The organism is Aquimarina algiphila (assembly GCF_947494415.1).
In the GTDB taxonomy this organism is placed as follows: Bacteria; Bacteroidota; Bacteroidia; order Flavobacteriales; family Flavobacteriaceae; genus Aquimarina; species Aquimarina algiphila.
The window spans coordinates 434,946-452,906 of record NZ_CANLVC010000004.1; the positions used below are offsets into that span (position 1 = coordinate 434,946).

At 34.4% G+C, this 17,961-nt stretch carries 15 protein-coding genes and 1 tRNA gene; 6 read left to right on the forward strand and 10 right to left on the reverse strand.

Annotation, left to right across the window (positions count from 1 at the left end; genetic code table 11):
* Positions 1-58: 58 nt before the first annotated feature.
* From PQF96_RS08670 to PQF96_RS08700, 7 genes are all read right to left on the reverse strand, one after another.
* The gene (locus PQF96_RS08670; RefSeq protein WP_271765761.1) at positions 59-886 is read right to left on the reverse strand and encodes a hypothetical protein; all 828 of its coding nucleotides are present in this window, start codon (positions 884-886) and stop codon (positions 59-61) included.
* Between the two features lie 34 nt (positions 887-920).
* On the reverse strand, positions 921-1,874 hold the full coding sequence (locus tag PQF96_RS08675; RefSeq protein WP_143916812.1) for a DUF5829 family protein: 954 nt from the start codon (positions 1,872-1,874) through the stop codon (positions 921-923).
* A gap of 1 nt (position 1,875) precedes the next feature.
* The gene (locus PQF96_RS08680) at positions 1,876-4,086 is read right to left on the reverse strand and encodes a DUF5916 domain-containing protein (RefSeq protein WP_271765762.1); all 2,211 of its coding nucleotides are present in this window, start codon (positions 4,084-4,086) and stop codon (positions 1,876-1,878) included.
* A 1-nt stretch (position 4,087) separates the two neighbouring features.
* Complete coding sequence (locus PQF96_RS08685) at positions 4,088-5,521, reverse strand: DUF3526 domain-containing protein (protein WP_271765763.1); 1,434 nt, start codon at positions 5,519-5,521, stop codon at positions 4,088-4,090.
* 3 nt (positions 5,522-5,524) lie between these two features.
* Positions 5,525-6,928: an ABC transporter permease gene (locus PQF96_RS08690; RefSeq protein ID WP_271765764.1), complete on the reverse strand. Its 1,404-nt coding sequence runs from the start codon at positions 6,926-6,928 to the stop codon at positions 5,525-5,527.
* A complete protein-coding gene (locus tag PQF96_RS08695; RefSeq protein WP_271765765.1) occupies positions 6,925-7,641 on the reverse strand; it encodes an ABC transporter ATP-binding protein in 717 nt (238 codons plus the stop codon). The genes PQF96_RS08690 and PQF96_RS08695 overlap by 4 nt, the downstream gene beginning before the upstream one ends.
* Before the next feature lie 279 nt (positions 7,642-7,920).
* Positions 7,921-8,235: a hypothetical protein gene (locus PQF96_RS08700; protein ID WP_143916817.1), complete on the reverse strand. Its 315-nt coding sequence runs from the start codon at positions 8,233-8,235 to the stop codon at positions 7,921-7,923.
* 418 nt (positions 8,236-8,653) lie between these two features.
* On the opposite strand from PQF96_RS08700, the gene PQF96_RS08705 reads away from it, so the two are divergent.
* Positions 8,654-9,922, forward strand: coding sequence for a S8 family serine peptidase (locus PQF96_RS08705; protein ID WP_271765766.1), 1,269 nt, complete (start codon positions 8,654-8,656; stop codon positions 9,920-9,922).
* Positions 9,923-9,995: 73 nt separating this feature from the next.
* Here the strand turns inward: PQF96_RS08705 and PQF96_RS08710 are convergent, their stop codons facing one another.
* A complete protein-coding gene (locus tag PQF96_RS08710; RefSeq protein ID WP_109434247.1) occupies positions 9,996-10,382 on the reverse strand; it encodes a Fur family transcriptional regulator in 387 nt (128 codons plus the stop codon).
* Between the two features lie 249 nt (positions 10,383-10,631).
* Here PQF96_RS08710 and PQF96_RS08715 point away from each other — a divergent pair, with 249 nt between their 5' ends.
* Entirely contained in the window at positions 10,632-11,141 is a 510-nt protein-coding gene (locus PQF96_RS08715) for a hypothetical protein (protein WP_271765767.1), read from the forward strand.
* A gap of 120 nt (positions 11,142-11,261) precedes the next feature.
* Here the strand turns inward: PQF96_RS08715 and PQF96_RS08720 are convergent.
* Positions 11,262-11,343, reverse strand: a tRNA-Leu gene (locus PQF96_RS08720).
* A gap of 296 nt (positions 11,344-11,639) precedes the next feature.
* Here PQF96_RS08720 and PQF96_RS08725 point away from each other — a divergent pair.
* The 4 genes from PQF96_RS08725 to PQF96_RS08740 all read left to right on the forward strand — a co-directional run bounded on the left by PQF96_RS08725 (position 11,640) and on the right by PQF96_RS08740 (position 16,680).
* On the forward strand, positions 11,640-13,028 hold the full coding sequence (locus PQF96_RS08725) for a dipeptidase (RefSeq protein WP_271765769.1): 1,389 nt from the start codon (positions 11,640-11,642) through the stop codon (positions 13,026-13,028).
* A gap of 127 nt (positions 13,029-13,155) precedes the next feature.
* Entirely contained in the window at positions 13,156-13,527 is a 372-nt protein-coding gene (locus tag PQF96_RS08730; RefSeq protein WP_109434244.1) for a BlaI/MecI/CopY family transcriptional regulator, read from the forward strand.
* On the forward strand, positions 13,524-15,461 hold the full coding sequence (locus tag PQF96_RS08735) for a M56 family metallopeptidase (RefSeq protein WP_271765770.1): 1,938 nt from the start codon (positions 13,524-13,526) through the stop codon (positions 15,459-15,461). Before PQF96_RS08730 ends, PQF96_RS08735 begins: the two co-directional genes overlap by 4 nt.
* A 118-nt stretch (positions 15,462-15,579) precedes the next feature.
* Positions 15,580-16,680, forward strand: coding sequence for a DUF4407 domain-containing protein (locus PQF96_RS08740; protein ID WP_271765771.1), 1,101 nt, complete (start codon positions 15,580-15,582; stop codon positions 16,678-16,680).
* On the opposite strand, the gene PQF96_RS08745 is transcribed toward PQF96_RS08740, so the two are convergent.
* Positions 16,681-17,928 carry an NAD(P)/FAD-dependent oxidoreductase gene (locus tag PQF96_RS08745; protein ID WP_271765772.1) on the reverse strand — a complete coding sequence of 416 codons (1,248 nt, stop codon included), beginning with the start codon at positions 17,926-17,928 and terminating at the stop codon, positions 16,681-16,683.
* Between the last annotated feature and the right edge of the window lie 33 nt (positions 17,929-17,961).

Below are 17,961 nucleotides of genomic sequence, written 5' to 3' on the forward strand. Positions count from 1 at the left end.
AAGTAAAACCTGCTATCTCAGTATTTGATAACAGGTTTTTTCTGTTAATTTTATATATTTATTCTTTTAATACAACAGTGCGAGTAACTTTATTGAAAGGGCCAGGGATTAATGCACCGGTTTCATCCAGTAATTCCAATTGAATTGTAATTTCCCCCATTGGAAGCCCTTTGATAACCTGTGGAGCCCATTCTGTAATCATAAATTCTTCGCCATTAATAGTGGCACGAACTTTATGACCGTTTTCTGAAAGCGTTGTATTAAGTACAAAAAAGTCTAATAAAATTTGCTCTGTGTCTTTTCCAACATATTCTCCTTTTGGCCTACTGTAAATAAGTGTAGGTGCTTTCATGTCTAATCCAAGAGTATCTTTGGGATCATCTCCTACTATGAGTTTACGCACAATAACCGAATTATCATTTTTTACCGATTCATGAAATGAACGGCTCAAAAAAGCAACCAAGTGATGTACCCCTTCAGGAACTTCTTTCTTGAAACTTGATTCATAATGAGCAGAATAGGGCTGGTTATCCAAAATAAAATGTATATGTTGTCCTTTTCCTGAATTTGCCAGCTTTTGAGCATTTGGACCTTTAGTCTGAGCCCCTAATTCGTAGTTTTCTACTTTAAAAGAAAATTCCATTTCTCCTGATTTAACTACTTCTATATTCTCTGGAGTATCCAAAACAAGTGATGCATTAACATAGGTGGGAGAGTCTTCTAATTTTTCTAGTGTAATTTTAGGTCTAACAGTTTCTACTTCTTTTTTGGTGTTGTTATTTAAGCTATCTTCTTCGTTTGGAGCTTTTTTTTCCTGTTTGCACGCTGTAATTGTAAAAAACATTAAGAGTGTTGTAATAACTAGATGGTGTGTGTGTTTGTTCATTTTGTTTTAGTTTTTTAAATAATGTTAAATTCTTCTATGGGTTGTTTTTATATAGTTCATCGAAGTTCCAGATGGATTTGGTACCTTTATTACTAATAGTAAGGTTGCCTAATTGCGTGATGCCGTCGTTCATGTTGTTTAGTCGACAAACTATTTTAGTAATTCTGCTATATTCGATATTGTTCGAATATCCAATATTAATTTTTACATCACCACCAGCAATAGTGAGTACGTTATCGTTTTGTTCTAAAAATTTACACCCCAAATATCTTAACTCTTGGACGATACGGCGATAATCATTTGGGATACAGTTGAGATAAATTTCTTTAATTCCATTAAAAAGTTTTTGATCTGCATAGGTAGATTTAAGAAAGGCTTCGCGTGAATATGACGTATATTGCTTTCCATAAAGACTTTCTAAAAAAGCTGGATTATAAAAACCATACCAAGTATGCAAGGCGGTTCCTGGGCTTGGTGTGTAGAAAGCTTTGAACCAAGTATGTTTGTGTTCGCCCAAAGGCATTTCTACAGTTTCGGCAGCATAAAGAAATGAGTCTTTTGTTACTTTAAATTTAGGCTCTACACCCAGATGAAAATGTTCATCATCATTTTTTAGAGAGAAACCAATACCACTTTTTCCTATTGGTTCATTGTATTTATTTTTTGGACCTAAGATTTCAATGTAATGTTGGTGTCCACGCAAATAGCAAGTAGAGGAGTAATTGGTTACCGGAGCAAAATCAGGAAGTCCTAAATCCATGGTTGCATATGTATCTTTCCATTCATTATCCTTTGTTAATTTAGCATAGGTAATACTATCTACAACAACATATAAATGATCTAATAGCACTTTAGACACATCTTTACGAAAAACAGCATCAATCTTTTTTCTGTCAATAACAGAAGGTTCTTTAGGTTGCTGTATTGGTTTCTGACAAGAAATGAGCAGTACATAACATAAAACAAATAAAGTGATGCGATTTAACATATTAAAATTGTTTTAAAAAAGTGATTTTACTTATAAATTGTGTATTCCGTTGTATGGGGTCAAAGACATCAGTTTGAGTATCATTAAATACGAGATAGATAAATGATAAAGGCATATATTCCCAGCTAAAACGTATATTCCATCTACCTTGTTCATCAAAACTATTATATTGGTAAAAGGTAGATAGTTGAACTCTGGGATTTAATGCAAGTCTGAGGCTTGCGGTATATAAATCTGTGTCTAAATCCCCCTGTAAAATTCCTACTCCATTAATATTGTTGTGCTCATAATCTGCAGATAAAGAGATATGTGGCGACGGCGCGTAACGCAATCCAGCGAGGACAGTAGTACGTGTGCCGTTATAGAAATTTCCGAAATCATATCGAATAGACCCTGATAACTTTTTAGATTGATCAGTATTGTATCGAACTAAAAATCGAGTATAATGGTATTCTCCTTCTTCGATTTCAAGGCCTAAGGGAGCAAAATTGAAATTGATATTTTGCCAGGTAGGAGTAAAAGAAGCTTCAACAAAACTATTATCCTTAAACCATGTATAAATAGGGAATATGTAAATGCTTGCTTGTTGAAAGTTACCAAAATCTTCAAAATCGTGATAATAATTGAAAAAGGCTCCAGGATCCCATCTTCTCACAAAAGGTAACCCTTTAGGACGTAAAATTGCATATCCTCCCGGACTATGGTACATTACGTCTTTCTGAAAGACAAACCCCATACTGGGAGTATATGTGTCGCTTACAAAGGTGTTAACATATCCAAGATAGTATTTATTGGTCCTGGATCCGGCAAATATTCTTCCGGCATAACCCGTGTCTCCGGTTTCACTATGCAATGAGGTCGACAGCAAATAGGAAAGTGTAATCTCGCTTTTAGGACGAATAAACCCATCAACAGAAATGGTTGTGTTATTTTGCGAAGAAACACCTAAATCTTCAGAAGAATCATCTAATCGGTATGTGACCATAGCTCCCACATTATTTTCTTTACCATAATTTTGGGTGTATCTCGCTACTCCAAATGTACTAGCGGGACTATTGTCAGTATCCCGTTGACGAACTGCAAGAGCTGCGATGGTTCGGTTCTCATTTCTGTCTGTATACCGTGCTCCGGCATCTAGAGGAGCAGGAGCAGCATTAAACGTGTTTTCCAGCCCAATGGTTCTACTAAAGAAAGGACGTAACTCAGAATTACCTCCTCCGGCCCAGATACCTGAATTTTCCAGAAAGAATTGCCGCCTTTCGGGGAAGAATATGTTGAAACGCTCCAAATTATTTACGGCTCTATCAACATCTGCCTGTGCAAAATCAGTATTAATGGTAAGATCTAATACAGCATTTGGATTGATCGCCCATTTTACATCGCCTCCAATTTTGGGTTCATTCAATTTATTTGTAATTGTATTACCAGTTTTACTTTCGTCATATTGGTACAAAGCATAAGGTTCAATGCGAATATTAGCTGAAGGAGGAGGAACTTCTAATCCTGTAAGTTTGGCTGCATAAACCATCCTGTTTTGTGAGAAGGATTGAGGAATAGCAGGAAATACTGTCTTTTCAAAATCTTTCCGAGCTAGTCTATAAAAAGTAATTCCCCATTCAACAGGAACGCCCTCAACTAATTTATCATAGCGTATAGATTTGAATGGGATGGCAAACTCAGCATAGTATCCTTCATCTGTTCGTTGTGTTCGTACACTCCAAAGGGCATTCCAATCCCGATCGGTATTATTATCATTAAAACTCTGAAGGTCTAACTGATTTCCGTAAGGAGTGGTTTGAAATGATGCGGCATATTGTTTAGTATTTTGAGCATCAATTTGGATACCAAATACATCATTTTCTCCACTATTAAAGTCACGTCGCAAATCCTGCATTCGTATATTTTTCTTTCCAAGAGAATCTTTAGCAAACACTCCAAAGTAAAGGTATTTGTTGTCATAAAGTACGCGAACTGTTGTAGGGTTTTTGATTACTCCTCCTTGTGCTGGTTCTACTCTAAAAAAATCTGTGACTGCTTCAGTATTTTGCCATTCCGTTTCATTTAATTTACCATCAATAATTATTTTTCCCGAAGTTCTGGAGGCTTTAATTTCTACAGGTATTTCGGGAGGAGGAAAATTATCTGTTCCTCGTTGTTGGGCTATGAGTACTGATTGCAACATGAGTACGAGAGTCATTAAATAATACCGCATATCAAGATGTAGTTAACATACTTTTTTCTTTTGCTTTTTTGGAAGTAATAAATCCAATGCCGAAAAGTAATGTTGTTATAATTAAAAGAAGAACTGGAACCATAGCTTGTTTTGTTTTTGGTTTTGGTTGAAAAGTAAATTGAGGAAGCTTAGGATAATCTGCTGGTGTAAAATTTTGATTATTGTACAGAAAAGGAATTAAAAAACTCCTCCAGGTTTCAGAAAAAGTAACTACTTGTTTTCGAAAATGTTCATAATCCCCAGTAGAGGTTCCTGCCATTTTGTTTAATGATTCTTGAATTGTAATTGCTGGTGATACCCATTTTAATCTTTCTACCCATGCCTGTTGTTTTTTTAGTTGGTTTTCATAAGCCGTAAGTACTGGTTTTAGTTCTTCTTTGACCAGCCGTTGAGAAGCCATATAACGATGATAAAACCCACGGGTTTGTGTTGTGTCATTTATTGCATATTCGGGATGATCTCTTAGGAAATTATCCAGAATTTTATCTTGTTTTTTAGCAACCTCGGCTTTTAACCCCCTCATTTCATTTATCATTAAGGTACGCGAAGGCATCGGATATAAGGTAGTACTTAATTGATTTAGCATAGACGGGACCAATAAAACAAAGAGTACCCATAATCCCAACAATGAAATGGCGTTCTTGGCAGAGCTTCCTACCCAAAGGTTAACCAGAAAGGCCAGGGCAAACCAGAAAAGCATATACGTTAATATAAGCCCGATTAACATAGAGAATGATTGAAATATTGAAAACCATTCTATATTGAAAATTAAAAATGTAACTAATAGAGATAATATCACAAGTACAGATAACCAAAAAAAGCGTAGTGACAGCTTTTGTAATACCCAATTTTGAATTCGAATAGGTTGAGATGCAAGTAATCGTATCGAACCACTTTCTTTTTCTGATGAAAGCACATTGTATGAAAAGGCAATAATGAGTAAGGGTAATAAGTATACGATGACAAAGGCTAAATCAAAACTACCAAACAACAATTGAACTGGGCTGGTCATCTCAGTAAAGTTTAATGCAAAATCATCCCCAGTAACTTTTGGTTTTACATAATGTGTAAAAAGATCTGCCTGTCCTGTCGCTATAAATGCCATAGATTGGGGCTCCATAGCAACAACACGAGGATGGTAATTACCTACTACCATGGGACTAGTAGGAATAGTCCATCTTGAAGCACTTACTTGCATTCCTTTTTCTACAGAATCTAATAATTTAAGCATCATTTCATCATTTTCTTTCACTTCATCTTTGGCAGCAACAATATCTGTTTTTCGTTTTGTTACTTTTCCTTTTCCGTTATAAATCGAAAATCCAAACAATAGCAATAAAATAATGCTTAATAATTGTATCCATTTACTTCGTAAAAGTAGTTTTAGTTCGTATCTAAAATTGTATGAGAACATTGTTTAAATTTTTTTGATGAATAATAGTAAGAGAAAAGAACCTATAAGCCAGCACCCTAAAACACCTAGATTGGTGATGTTTCCAGAGAGTACTGTGCCTAATTTAGGTGGTGAATATTCAAAAGCAGGTAACCGTTTCCAAAAATTAGCATCGGCTCGATATCCCCAGTTACCGTAAGTTGAATTCTTGGCAAAGTCATCATTCAGAAATTTTTGGGTCGCTATACGATAGTTTTCTGCAGCATCGGCAAAATTCCAATGAGTAGCATAATCTGTATGAGCAATAGCCATACTCATAAATCGGGTAGGTAAATAAGGAGAAAATGCAGCTAATCCTTTGTAAACATTAGATTGTTTTGCAAACTGATCTTTAAGATGATTATAATGTTTAAAATATATTTCGGCTTCATGTTCTTCACCTTTTTGCATTCGATATGCATCAAAATTAAAAGGGAGTTGATGCAGGCTATCAACTCCATGTTCTGCTAATACGGCTTCTTTTAATAGTTTGGCTTCTTTACTCCAGGGATTATGACCATCTAGACCTTGCTTTTTATCTTTAAGAACGTTAGCAACAAATTCTTGTCGGGTAGGATATGGGTATGTATCTTCTGCAATATTACTGGCGACTTTAGGAATAGCCAAACATGATAAGATCCATAGGGATAGAGATATTACTAGAGAAATTCCAGATTTTTTTGTTTTGGCTGAAATGAATAATACGAGGTTAATAAAAATAATGTAATACGAAGAATAAATCAGGTACATCCATAGCAAAGAATTCCAATCAAAAACACCAAAATCTTTTAGATTCGATAGGATTAAACCTGCTACTATAAATAGTGCAGTAATCAAGATCAAAATGGGAAGAAAAAGTGCTGTCCATTTACCTAAAATCCATTTCCAAGAAGAAATTCCCTGGCTTTTCAATAAGGTAAGTGTTCCCATTTCGTTTTCTTTTGTAAAGCTGTTGTACCCCAAAAGAATAATAAGTAGTGGTATCATAAATAACAACATAAAATCTGGAGTTAAATCTCCAAATCTTGCTAAGCCTGTTTGGTCGGCTGCTGAGCTAAACTGTGCTTCGTTGCGTTTGTGTGCTTCTAAAAAAATAGAAGTACCAGCATATTTGTCTACTCCCTGATCCACCAGAGATAAGGGGTATTTGGGCTTAAAAGCATAGGTGCCATAATGTGCAGCAGAATGAGGGTTTTTTTTACCCTGGTTATCCCAAATAGTACGTTCTGCTGTTTTGGCTGCTTCATATTGTTCATTAGTGTTTTGATATTGTCGTGCACTAATCCATATGGATACACCCATTAATAATACCACGATAATCATTGCTATACGTACACGTCCATCACGAAAAAGCTCTTTACTTTCTTTAATAAATGTTTTTCTGATCATAGCACTACTTCTTTATAGTTCATGGTACTCAAATAGGTTTGTTCTAAATCAAGTAAAGAAATATCATTCGCAATGAATTCGTCTTTTAATTGACCATCTTTCATAATGCCAATATGTGTGGCTACTTCTTTTGCTCTAAATAGGTCATGTGTTGCCATTAATGTTGCTACTCCTTTTTGTGAAAGCTTTCGAAGGAGCTGTCCAAATTCGTTACTGGCTTTTGGATCAAGACCAGAAGTGGGTTCGTCTAATAATAAAACCTTAGCATCTTTAGCAAGAGCAATGGCAATACCTACCTTTTGTCGCATTCCTTTTGAAAAAGCTAATACTCGTTTTTCAAAGGCATCTTCTTGTAACCCTGCTTCTATCAAAAAGGAGATTAAGCTTTCTTTAGAAAGCTTTTTACCCGCAATTCCCGAAAAGTAATCTAAGTTTTCTATTGCGGAGAGACTTGGATACAACATTAGATTTTCTGGGATGTACGCAAGGAATTTTTTAGTTTCTTTAGAATTTTCAGACACATTAAGGTCATTAATCAAAGCATCCCCAGAAGTAGGTTCAATAAACCCCAATAGAAGATTGATAGTTGTAGTTTTACCAGCACCATTGGCTCCAAGTAAACAATAAATTTCTCCTTTGCCTACCTGAAGGTTTAACTGATCAAGAGCTGTTTGATCGTTGTATTTTTTTGTAAGGTTATTTGTGGTAATCATTTTGACTGAATTTATATTTGTATAAAGAAGAAAAGCACTAGTTATAGAATGCTAATCTGTTAAATTATTGATCATTAAGAAGTCTTGCAAAATATGATCCGGTGAAATAGGAAGTATTTTTATAACTCAAAAACTACTAGGAAGAATGCTAATTAAATATAGACCTATCACTCTGACTTAAATCAGAATCTAATGATTTGAATACGTTTCAAACTTAAAAATTAGAATAAAATGAAGTGTACAATTATTAATTGATGTCCCTAATAAAGTATAACAATACTATGATTTTACTATAGGAGGAGGTTTATTGTAAATACTTTCAGGTAGTGTAACACTATATTGTGATGTTTCGTAAACAAAAGTAGTTTTATGTTCTGGAAAGTATATTGTAAATTTTTGTTCTACTTCAACAAATGTATTACCTGTAAAAGGCGTAAGTTTATGAGATGTGGTAATAATTTCACATAACTCACAATGTAACTGATCTTCGTCGTCAGAAAAATGAGAATACGTATGGAAATCAACAATTCTAAGAAATAGAAAGGCTGAAACAAAAAAGAGAGAAATTATATTTTTTAGAACATTAATCCTCATTTGATAAATATAGGAATTAGTTCCAAACTTTAATCTTAAGATATTTATAAGAATGTTTTTTTTGTAAAACTTTAAGTAAAATGATTTATTTGTTTAACATAAATTCAGGGTTTGTCAAACAAGAACAAGGTGTTAATCTATATTATTTAGTTAACAAAAAGTTAATTAAAGTTAATATGTGTTAAATGTTCAGAGTATTTAAAGTGCCATTTTCCTACAAATCTGACCTGAAAGATTTTTCTTATTAAATACTTTTCTAAGCACTGATTTCTCTAAAGCAACATTGTTGCAATAATTTATTTTTTAACTCAAAATTCCCTCTTAATTTTTGTCAATCAGCAGTTTAGCCTACGGTTTTACCACAGTGTATTTTTTTTTTGAATTTATACTTTTGGGAACTAACACAAATTTAACTCAAATGAAAAATTTTAGCAAACTTGCGTTGAGTGCTTTGCTCACTGCATTAGTAATTACTTCATGTCAGGACGAAAATGTTTCTGATGGTGTGGTAGAATCAGTCGTAGAACCAACAAGTACTGAAGGAAAAATTATTCCAGGCCAATACATTGTTGTTTTCAAAAATTCAAAAATTCAACCAGCTTCAAAAGTCCTTGAAAAAACATCATTTTATAGTAGGGAGACAAAAGCCAAATCGGTTAGGGATATTTCTGAAGTTTCTATCAAGAAGATGAATTCTATTTTATTGGATAATAATTTGGATCAATCTAAAGTCCTGGACTATTACACCACAAAGATTTCTGGGATGACGATTAAATTGGGAGATGATGAATTTCAAAAATTATCAAAAGATCCTAATGTAGCTGGTATTGAGTATGATAGAGTAGTAGAGCTGCCAAAATTCCAAATTGAAGAAATTATTCCAGGTGATGCATCACAAAAAATGGCCCAACAAACGCCATGTGGTATCTCACGAGCAGGAGGGGCAGCTAACGGTGCTGGTAAAGATCAATGGATTTGGGTAATCGATAGTGGTATTGATTTGGACCATCCAGATCTTAATGTGGTTACTAACTCTACATATGCAAGATCTTTTGTAGGAGGGTCGCCTAATGATTGTAATGGACATGGAACTCATGTTGCTGGAACAGCTGCTGCTATTAACAACAGTGTTGGTGTTGTAGGTGTTTCTGCAGGTGCAAGCGTTGTACCAGTAAGAGTTTTTGGATGTAGTGGTGGTAGTAGTACGTCTACCATATTATCAGGAATAAATCATGTAGGACAGTATGATTTACCAGGAGATGTGGCTAACCTAAGCCTTGGAGGATTCTTTGGTTCTGGTTGTTCAAGTAATTCATCATATAGAAATGCACTATTAGCACTAGGAAATGCAGGAACTTTGGTCGCTATCGCTGCTGGTAATAGTAGTGCTAATGCGGCTAGTTATCAGCCTGCTTGTGTTAATGGAAGTAATATATACACTGTGGCTTCAATGACATGTAATCGTGGGTTTTCATCTTTTTCTAACTATAATATGAATCCAATTGATGTTATTGCAACGGGTAGTAGTGTAACAAGTACATATTTGAATGGAGGATATGCGACATTAAGTGGTACTTCGATGGCCTCTCCTCATGTTGCAGGAATTATGCATGCCAGAGGAAGCGGACCTAGAACATCGGGTTCTGTAAGTAATAGAGGAGAAAATTATCCCATAGCAGTAAGATAAAAGACATAATCATTTTACTTACGTTGGGAACGTGTAGTTACGAAACCACTTGTTGGAGAACAGGTGGTTTCTCCTATTTTTTACATTTATTGCAAATACCGATGACTAAAAATTGAGTTTCCTGTATAGTAAACCCTTCTAGATTTGGAATGTGTAGGGTGTTTGGTTGACAAGTCACTTCTTTACATTCCTGACATTCAAAATGAATATGATTATGAATTTTATGAGAAACACCGCAATTATCGCAAAGCGCATAATACGCCTTGCCATTTTTACCCGTAATAAAGTGAACTTCACCTTTTTCTGCAAATCGATCTAAAATCCTGTAAATAGTAGTTTTATTTACTTTGATAGGCATAGCATGAATAATATCCTCGGCAGACATAGTGTGTTCCGTTTTGGATAAAATATTCCTTACGAGATTTTGCTTTTCGGTATTTCTTGTTTTTTTGGATTCCATAAGATAGTTATTCAAACCCCTATACTTTTATCGAAAATAGTAATTTTTTAAGCATTAGAGGTACTTTTCAGAAAAATTGAAAGGATTGGCATTTTTTTAGAAATTCTTAAATGTTTGTCCTCAATAATTATATTAGATCAGAGTATTTGTATAAATTACTCAACATCCATGAATATTAAAGAGAATATTTTATCAAAAAAACAGTTTTAATAGATAAATTTGAATAATAAACACATTAACCACAAAATCATGAAAACACTTTGTAAGTTAACAGTAATTGCAGTAGCATTTTTCTTTGTTTCTTGTAAACAAAATCCAGCTGAAGCCCCAGAACATAAAGCCATGATAGAAAACCATAAAGAAATGGAAACTTCTCATGAAACTATGGCCAAAGAGCACAATGCCATGAAAGATGATCATCAACAAATGGTAGATGGTCATAAAACCATAGAAAATGATTCTCTTCACATGATAACTGAAAAGAATCACACAGCTTTATTAGCTAAACATGGTGAACTTATTGAAGCTCATAAAACGTTGATAGAAAAACATGCCGAATTAGAAACAAAACATGCCTCTGGAGAGATTACATTAGAACAAATGACTTCAGAACATGAATCAATGAAAGCTGAGCATGAAAATATGGAGAAGGAACATCAACAAATATCTACCGAGCATAAACATATTACCGAGGAAGATCAAAAAATGATGAAAGAAGATCAGGAGAAAGAAGCAGAAGCCACATCAGACCAAAAATAGATTAGTAATAGATTAATTATTGTAAGGTCATGTTGAGCATCAATGTTCAATTTGGCCTTTTTTTGGAAATATGCCCAAACAAAAAAAGCTTCTCGGTTAAGAGAAGCTTTTGTTTTACTGTGCGGGCGGAGAGACTCGAACTCTCACACCTCGCGGCACTAGATCCTAAGTCTAGCGTGTCTACCAATTCCACCACGCCCGCATTAAAAACCTTTACAATACTTAGGACTCTTTGTAAAAGCGAGTGCAAATATAAACAATACTTTTAAAATAAAAAGACCCATTTAAAAAAATATAACTTTTATATCAATTCTTATATGAAATGACTGTTTTATAAATGGAGTTGTTTTGATTTTAGGCAAGGAAGAAAATCTATGGATAGCCTTAGCTATCGATACTATTTTGTGACGAAGTATAGAATCAAAAGAAACTATTTTACAAGGTTATTTCATATAAGAATTGGTATTAGTACATTTAGACCAAAATTAACTCAGATTCATGCAAAACATACACACCTATGTTCAAGAACATAAAGATCGATTTATAAACGAACTTCTTGAGCTCCTTAAAATTCCATCAGTTAGTGCTGACACAGCATATAAAGATGATGTAATCAGAACCGCAGAAGAGATAGAAAAAAGCCTTAGAGCAGCAGGTTGCGATATCGTTGAAATATGCGAAACTCCCGGTTATCCTATTGTATATGGCGAAAAAATTGTAGATAAGAACCTTCCAACAGTATTGGTATATGGTCATTATGATGTACAACCTCCAGACCCAATAGATTTATGGGACAGTCCGCCATTTGAACCTGTAATAAAAAAAACAGAAATTCATCCCGAAGGGGCTATTTTTGCTAGAGGATCCTGCGATGATAAAGGTCAGATGTATATGCATGTTAAGGCATTAGAAATTATGACAAAAACGGGTCAATTGCCTTGCAATGTTAAATTTATGATAGAAGGGGAAGAAGAAGTAGGGAGTAAGAGTTTAAGTTGGTTTGTAGAACGAAATCAGGAAAAACTTGCCAATGATGTAATCTTGATTAGTGATACGGGAATGATTGCCAAAGATGTACCTTCAATCACAACAGGGCTAAGGGGATTAAGTTATGTTGAAGTTGAGGTTACTGGACCTAATAGAGATTTACATAGTGGTTTGTATGGTGGAGCGGTAGCTAATCCAATCAATATCCTAACAAAAATGATTGCATCTTTGCATGATGAGAATAATCATATTACTGTTCCAGGTTTTTATGATAAAGTAGAGGATCTTTCTGCAGAAGAACGTGCTGAGATGGCAAAAGCACCTTTTTCGCTTGATAACTATAAAAAATCATTAGATATTAATGCTGTTTATGGAGAAGAAGGATATACAACGAATGAACGTAATTCTATTCGTCCTACACTAGATGTTAACGGAATTTGGGGTGGATATACCGGCGAAGGAGCAAAGACGGTGATTGCAAGCAAAGCCTATGCTAAAATATCGATGCGGTTAGTGCCCAATCAAGATTGGGAAGAAATAACAGAATTGTTTAGCAAACATTTTGAAAACATAGCTCCAGAAGCAGTAACGGTAAAAGTGACCCCGCATCATGGAGGACAAGGATATGTAACACCGATAGATAATATTGGATATAAAGCGGCAAGCAAGGCATATCAGGATACCTTTGGTAAAACTCCGATCCCGCAACGTAGTGGAGGAAGTATTCCGATTGTCTCATTATTTGAAAAAGAATTAAAAAGTAAAACAATTTTGATGGGATTTGGACTCGATAGTGATGCTATACATTCTCCCAATGAACATTTTGGAGTTTGGAATTACCTAAAAGGTATCGAAACTATTCCTCTTTTTTATAAGTACTTTACAGAATTGAGTAAATGATTCAAGTATAAAAGTAGATATACAAACCACTCATTATGAGTGGTTTTTTTGTTTTTAGGAATAAATAATTTGGAAATATAAAATTTTATTCTACATTTGTAGAGTTAATTCTAATAACGTAGAACAAATGCAATTATCAAAAACAGAAGAACAAGTGATGCAATATCTCTGGAAACTAGAGAAAGCCTTTATGAAAGATGTATTAGATGCTTTTCCAGAACCAAAACCTGCAACGACAACTGTGGCTACGTTACTCAAAAGAATGACAGATAAAGGATTTATAGATTATAGATTATACGGGAAGTCCAGAGAATATTATCCTTTGGTAAAAAAGACAGATTATTTCTCTAAGCATGTGAATGGATTAATTAAGAATTTTTTTAATAATTCTGCTTCACAATTTGCATCTTTTTTTACTTCAGAAACTAACTTGTCTACTACAGAATTAGAAGAACTTAAAAAGATAGTGGATCAACAAATCGAAAAACAAAAGCAATGATCATATATATCATAAAATCATCTCTTTGTTTAGTGCTGTTATGGGGTTTCTATACCTTGTTTCTAGAACGAGAAAACATGCATCATCTTAAAAGATTTTACCTTCTCTTTAGTTTGATTTTTGCATATACAATCCCTTTGATCACAATAACATATGAAACTGATATTGTCATCAATCCAGAAGAATTTCAGCCAAACGTTACTTATGCCCCTGTAATGAATGATCCACAGGTAGAAGAATCTTCTATTAACTATCTGCCTATAGTGTTATGGAGTATATATGGAACAGGCTTCCTGATTTTTGCAATTAGGTTCATTAAAAATATGTATAGTTTGATAAAAAAGGTAAAGCAAAATGAAAACCTCAAAGAAACTTCCCATATTAATGTATTATTAAACAATACCATTGTTCCGCATACATTTTTGAAATACATTTTTGTTCCTAAAAAGGAATTTCGGGAAAAAGCTATCCCTCAAGAAGTATTGTTACATGAAAAAACACATGTACGACAAAAACATACATTAGATATTTTATGCATAGAGATTTTTCAAATGGTTTTTTGGTTCAATCCTATATGGTTTTGGATTAAAAAATCTGTACGATTAAATCACGAATTTCTTGCAGATCAAAAAGTATTGAAACAACAATGTTCAATACATCGATATATGGATTTACTTGTTAGCTATCCAAATAGTACTAATCACACTATGTTGACAAGTCCCATTAATTATTCATTAACCAAAAAACGAATTGTTATGATGTCACAAAAATTTTCGAAAACAAGAGCAACAGCTAGAATGCTGTTGCTTTTACCAATCCTTTTTGGATGTGTACTTTTATTTAATAATAAAATAGTAGCACAACAAAAAACGAGTACTACTACTATTGCTCCAACTCATCCAGATAAAAATATCAAAATCAAATTAAGTGGAGAAAAGATAAATGTAAATGGTATTAATACCGATATTTCTGGTTTTGCAAAAGTAATTGATGATGTTACTAAGCAATGGAAAGATAATGAACTTACAGAATTTCATTTTGATGTTAAAATGGAAAATACCACAGATACCTTTCTGAAGAAATTAAATACAGCATATAGAAAAACCAGATTATATAAAGCAAATCCTGATGGGCATGATCTTGTTCCACCAAGTCCTCCTTCACCAGAAGCTATAGGAGTTGGAGCAGTTTCTCTACCACCTGCTCCGCCATCAGCTGTAAAACCTCCACCGCCAGCCAAAGCACCAAAAGTATCACAAAGTGTGAAAAACCTAAAACCAGTCGAAGTTCCTTTATCTAATGCTGATATAGAAGCCGATTATAGTGTAATTGAAAATGAAGCAGAAATAGTAGAAGAAGAATTAGAAAAAGCGAGATATGAAGCCGAAATAGCAAGAGAAGAGTCCGAAATAATAGCAGAACAAGAGATTGAAAATGCGATGGAGCATGCCGAAGAAGCAAGAGCTCTTGCAATGAAACATGCCGAAGAAGCAAGAGAAGAAGCAGAGATCTCAAGAGCAATTGCGATGGAAGCTGCTGGAAATGCTATGCATGAAGCGCATAGAGTTAGAAGAGAAGCTATGGAACAAGCGCATGAAGCTAGAGCGATTGCCAGAGAAGAAGTGCGAGTTAAAAGGGAACGATCGCATGAGTTAAGAGAACAAGCATTAAGAAGATCAGAAAGATCGAGATTGAAAGCTGAAGAACGAGCTTTGCATAGATCAAAACTAGCAAGGGAAGAGGTTAAAATGGTAATGAAGCAAGCAGAGAAAGCTAGAGAAATGGCAGGATATAATGCAGAAAAGGCAAGGAAAGAAGCAGAAAAAGCCCGTAAGCAAGTTAGAAAAGAAGCAAATGCAGCTAGGGAAAAAGCGCGTAAGGCTGTAGAGAAAGCTAGAAAGGAGAGAGAAAAAATCGACAAAAGAAAAAATTAATGTAATATTCATTTCTCAAACAATTTTAATAGCCAAAACTCCCGCCTGGGAGTTTTTTTGTGCAACATTTGGCTATAAATCAGCGTTATATCTATTATCAATCAAAAACCCTTAGATCATGTTAAAACGTTTTTTTATTTTATGTTCTGGAGCCGATGCAGATATATTGGCCGATAGTTCTGGAGGAGAGCAGAACAAATATGCTGGTATAGGAGCAACAGTATTCTTTACTGCAATCATGGCTTTTATCGCTGCTAGTTATGCCTTATATACTGTATTCGATAACTATTTTTCAGCGGTTTTTTTCGGATTGATTTGGGGGCTCTTGATTTTTAATTTAGATCGTTTTATTGTATCGACTATAAAGAAAAAAGAAAACTTTATAGATGAATTGTTACAAGCAACACCAAGAATTATCTTGGCTATAATTATTGCAATAGTTATTTCGAAACCCTTGGAATTAAAGATTTTTGAAAAAGAAATCGACCGTGTATTACTTGAGCAAAAGAATGATTTTACACTTGCAAATAAAGAACAAATAGCAACGCAGTATACACCCGCTATTGCAGCAATTGAAACTGAAATCGGTTCACTAAAGCAAGAGGTGACAACAAAAGAGACAGAGGTTAATACCCTTTATGAAACGTATATCGCAGAAGCAGAAGGTAGAAAAGGGACAGAAATTATAGGAAAAGGTCCTGTTTATAAAGAAAAACGAGAAAAACACGATGCGGCTCTAGCTGAATTAGCAGCATTAAAAAAAAATAATACAGAGAAAATAGCTGGCTTAGAAATTCAAAAATCACAACTAGCAACAGAATATGAGAGTCAGGTAGTCACTTCACAACCTGTAATTGATAATTTTGATGGTTTGATGGCAAGAGTTACTGCTTTGAATGAGTTACCATGGCTCCCTTCGTTTTTTATCTTTTTACTTTTTCTGGCTATAGAAACCTCTCCTATTTTTGCAAAGTTACTTTCGCCAAAAGGAGAATATGATTTTAAATTAGAAGATCTAGAAAGTGAAGTAAAGACATGGGTGGCCCAAAAAGAAGATCAAAGAAAAGTGTCCTTAGAAACAGATCATGCAATTAATGATCGAGTTTATGGTGATCTCACCGAAGAAGAAGAGTTATATGAATATAAAAAGAAAATTGCGAGAGAGATGATGAAAAAACAGCAAGATGCTTTTTATAAACGTCAAACAGGGATTTTGTAGCTAAAACCTACGATCAGGATGATAGGCATCAATATTTAACGATGTCTTTTTGTTCGATATAATTTCCGAAACCAATTTTCCAGTTGATGTTCCCATGGTCCATCCCATCATGGCATGTCCTGTAGCTATAGTTAGATTTTTACAGAGATGGGATTTGCCAATATATGGTATTCCATCTGGAGAAACGGGTCTTAACCCACAAGCTGCATCATCTTTTTCTTGTTGTGAAATTTCGATATCTGGATAATAATTACGGGTTGCCCGGGCGATAGCTTCCACTCTCACTTTGTTAATATTATGATTAATACCCGCAATTTCCATAGTTCCTGCAAATCTTGTAAAGCCTTGCATTGGAGTAACAGCTATTTTTGCTTCAGTTAAGATTGCAGGCATAGAAATACCCAAATCTCTTTCCGAATTAATACGATATCCTTTACCGGCTTCTAATAATAGTTTAAGACCTAGTTTTTTACTCAAGATATTTGACCATGATCCAGCAGCCAGAACAAATTCATCTGCTTTGTAGGAAGTGCTTGTAGTTTGTACGGCGATTATTTTCTCATGTTCTAAAGTAATATCCTGTACCTTTTCATTTTTATGAATAACAACACCTGCTGCAGTAAGATGAGTTTTCATCTCTTCCATGAATACTTGCGGAGTTGTATGCCAATCACATTCATACAATACGGCTCCTTTTGCATGTAATCTTACATTAGGCTCGATATCTTGTAATTCTTTTAAAGAGAGATCGCGAACTGCTAATCCTTCTTTTCTGGCAATTTCTGCAACATGAGCTTCTTCTTCCAACATTTTTTCTGTCTGGCAGATCATTAGAAGTCCATTTTGAGCTAGTTGAAATGTAAACTTTTCTTCTTCCTTTATTTCTGCATAAAGATCTCGTCCTAATATAGCTATATCTTTGATTGCCGAAATACCCTGATTTACATTTTCTAATGAGCACGATTTATTAAAAGCCCAGGTCCAACGTAAAAAATCTGCATTAAGACGGGGTTTTATATATAGAGGACTAGAAGAATTAAACATCCATTTCAATCCTTTTTTCATTACGCCAGGAGCTGCAAGGGGAATGATATGACTTGGTGAAAGATATCCTGCATTGACATATGATGCTCCAAAATCCATAGAGGATTGATCCAGTATAGTTACTTGATGCCCTTCTTTATTTAGATAGTATGCTGTGCATAATCCGATAATTCCACCGCCAATGATAATGACTTCTTTATTCATAACAATAAACACTTAGACAAGCTCAAGGATGAT

What these genes read in the sequence shown, in the direction of transcription:
- PQF96_RS08715 (WP_271765767.1), top strand. Translation starts at nt 10,632, where the DNA reads ATGAAAACACTTTGTAAGTTAACAGTAATTGCAGTAGCATTTTTCTTT.
- PQF96_RS08700 (WP_143916817.1), bottom strand. Translation starts at nt 8,235, where the DNA reads ATGAGGATTAATGTTCTAAAAAATATAATTTCTCTCTTTTTTGTTTCA.
- PQF96_RS08680 (WP_271765762.1), bottom strand. Translation starts at nt 4,086, where the DNA reads ATGCGGTATTATTTAATGACTCTCGTACTCATGTTGCAATCAGTACTC.
- PQF96_RS08705 (WP_271765766.1), top strand. Translation starts at nt 8,654, where the DNA reads ATGAAAAATTTTAGCAAACTTGCGTTGAGTGCTTTGCTCACTGCATTA.
- PQF96_RS08730 (WP_109434244.1), top strand. Translation starts at nt 13,156, where the DNA reads ATGCAATTATCAAAAACAGAAGAACAAGTGATGCAATATCTCTGGAAA.
- PQF96_RS08670 (WP_271765761.1), bottom strand. Translation starts at nt 886, where the DNA reads ATGAACAAACACACACACCATCTAGTTATTACAACACTCTTAATGTTT.
- PQF96_RS08685 (WP_271765763.1), bottom strand. Translation starts at nt 5,521, where the DNA reads ATGTTCTCATACAATTTTAGATACGAACTAAAACTACTTTTACGAAGT.
- PQF96_RS08725 (WP_271765769.1), top strand. Translation starts at nt 11,640, where the DNA reads ATGCAAAACATACACACCTATGTTCAAGAACATAAAGATCGATTTATA.
- PQF96_RS08735 (WP_271765770.1), top strand. Translation starts at nt 13,524, where the DNA reads ATGATCATATATATCATAAAATCATCTCTTTGTTTAGTGCTGTTATGG.
- PQF96_RS08675 (WP_143916812.1), bottom strand. Translation starts at nt 1,874, where the DNA reads ATGTTAAATCGCATCACTTTATTTGTTTTATGTTATGTACTGCTCATT.
- PQF96_RS08710 (WP_109434247.1), bottom strand. Translation starts at nt 10,382, where the DNA reads ATGGAATCCAAAAAAACAAGAAATACCGAAAAGCAAAATCTCGTAAGG.
- PQF96_RS08690 (WP_271765764.1), bottom strand. Translation starts at nt 6,928, where the DNA reads ATGATCAGAAAAACATTTATTAAAGAAAGTAAAGAGCTTTTTCGTGAT.
- PQF96_RS08740 (WP_271765771.1), top strand. Translation starts at nt 15,580, where the DNA reads ATGTTAAAACGTTTTTTTATTTTATGTTCTGGAGCCGATGCAGATATA.
- PQF96_RS08695 (WP_271765765.1), bottom strand. Translation starts at nt 7,641, where the DNA reads ATGATTACCACAAATAACCTTACAAAAAAATACAACGATCAAACAGCT.
- PQF96_RS08745 (WP_271765772.1), bottom strand. Translation starts at nt 17,928, where the DNA reads ATGAATAAAGAAGTCATTATCATTGGCGGTGGAATTATCGGATTATGC.